Genomic DNA, 2,349 nt, shown 5'->3' with positions numbered 1-2,349 from the left:
CACCTCGAGCGGTCTGAGCACTGCAACCAGCGGTATCTCGAGCCTGTCGACGGGTCTGAGCACCACGAACAGCAACGTGGGCAGCTTGTCGACCTCGACGTCGTCGGGTCTGAGCACGGCCAATAGCCGCATCGACAGCCTCTCGACATCTACGTCGTCGGGCCTGAGCACGGCGACCAGTGGTATCTCCAGCCTGTCCACAGGTCTGAGCACCACGAACAGCAATGTCAGCAGCCTGTCGACTTCGACGTCGTCGGGCCTGAGTACGGCAACCAGCGGTATCTCGAGCCTGTCCACGGCTCTGAGCAGCACCAACAGCAACCTGGACAGCCTCTCGACGTCTACGTCGTCGGGACTGAGCACGGCCACGAGCGGTATCTCCAGCCTGTCCACGGGCCTGAGTACGACGAATAGCAACGTGGGCAGCTTGTCGACCTCGACGTCCAGTGGTTTGAGCACGACCAACAGTCGAATCGATAGCCTCTCGACGTCTACGTCGTCGGGCCTGAGCACGGCCACGAGCAGCATCGACAGCCTCTCGACGTCTACGTCGAGCGGTCTGAGCACCGCGACCAGCGGCATCTCGAGCTTGTCGACGGGCCTGAGCACGACGAACAGCAACGTGAGCAGCCTGTCGACCTCGACGTCCTCGGGTCTGAGCACCACCAATAGTCGTATCGACAGCCTCTCGACGTCTACGTCGTCGGGCCTGAGCACGGCCACGAGCAGCATCGATAGCTTGTCGACGTCTACCTCGAGCGGTCTGAGCACTGCGACCAGTGGCATCTCCAGTTTGTCGACGGGCCTGAGCACGACCAACAGCAACGTCAGCAGTCTGTCGACCTCGACGTCGTCTGGTCTGAGCACCGCGACCAGCGGCATCTCCAGCCTGTCCACGGGTCTGAGCACGACGAACAGCAATGTCAGTAGCCTTTCGACCTCCACGTCGAGCGGCTTGAGCACAGCCACGAGTGGCATCGACAGCCTGTCGACTGGTTTGAGCACGACCAATAGCAACGTCAGCAGCCTCTCGACCTCGACGTCGTCCGGCCTGAGCACGGCGACCAGCGGCATCTCGAGCCTGTCCACTGGCCTGAGCACGACGAACAGCAATGTGAGCAGCCTGTCGACTTCTACGTCGAGCGGCCTGAGCACAGCGACCAGCGGGATCTCGAGCCTGTCCACGAGCCTAAGCTCGACAAACAGCAATGTCAGCAGCCTGTCGACCTCCACTTCGAGCGGCTTGAGCACCGCCACGAGTGGCATCGACAGCCTTTCGACTGGTCTGAGCACGACCAACAGCAACGTCAGCAGCCTCTCGACCTCGACGTCGTCCGGCCTGAGCACGGCGACCAGCGGCATCTCGAGCCTGTCTACGGCTCTGAGCAGCACCAACAGCAACCTGGACAGCCTCTCGACTTCCACGTCGAGTGGATTGAGCACCGCGACCAGTGGCATCTCCAGCTTGTCTACTGGCCTGAGCACGACCAACAGCAACGTGAGCAGCCTGTCGACTTCGACATCGTCGGGCCTGAGCACTGCGACCAGTGGCATCGCCAGCCTGTCGACGGGCTTGAGCACCACGAACAGCAGCGTGGGCAGCTTGTCGACCTCGACGTCCAGTGGTTTGAGCACGACCAACAGTCGAATCGATAGCCTTTCGACCTCCACGTCCTCGGGGCTGAGCACGGCGACGAGTGGCATCTCGAGCCTGTCGACCGGGCTGAGCACCACGAACAGCAACGTGAGCAGCCTGTCGACTTCGACTTCGTCGGGTCTGAGCACCGCCACGAGCAGCATCGACAGCCTCTCGACGTCTACTTCGAGCGGTCTGAGTACAGCAACCAGCGGCATCTCGAGCTTGTCGACGGGCCTGAGCACGACGAACAGCAACGTGAGCAGCCTGTCGACTTCGACGTCGAGTGGCCTGAGCACCGCGACCAGCGGGATCTCTAGCCTGTCTACGAGCCTGAGCTCGACAAACAGCAATGTCAGCAGCCTGTCGACCTCCACTTCGAGCGGCTTGAGCACAGCCACGAGTGGCATCGACAGCCTGTCGACTGGTCTGAGCACGACCAACAGCAACGTCAGCAGCCTGTCGACTTCCACGTCGTCAGGCCTCAGCACCGCCACGAGCGGCATCTCCAGCCTGTCTACAGGCCTGAGCACCACGAACAGCAATGTGGGCAGCCTGTCGACTTCGACATCGTCCGGTCTGAGCACAGCCAACAGCCGTATCGACAGCCTGTCGACGTCCACGTCGAGCGGCCTCAGCACCACGAACAGCAACGTCAGCAGCCTGTCGACGTCCACGTCGTCGGGCTTGAGCACGGCCACGAGCAGCATTGA

General features: G+C 62.1%; 1 pseudogene. It reads left to right on the top strand.

The features are described from left to right. Positions 1-2,349 (top strand): annotated as a pseudogene (locus AC1RAA_RS15315) (ESPR-type extended signal peptide-containing protein); the annotation flags it as partial.

The sequence above is a fragment of the Variovorax sp. GW823-FHT04F07 genome (assembly GCF_058795995.1).
This window is presented reverse-complemented; position numbering and strand designations above follow the sequence as displayed.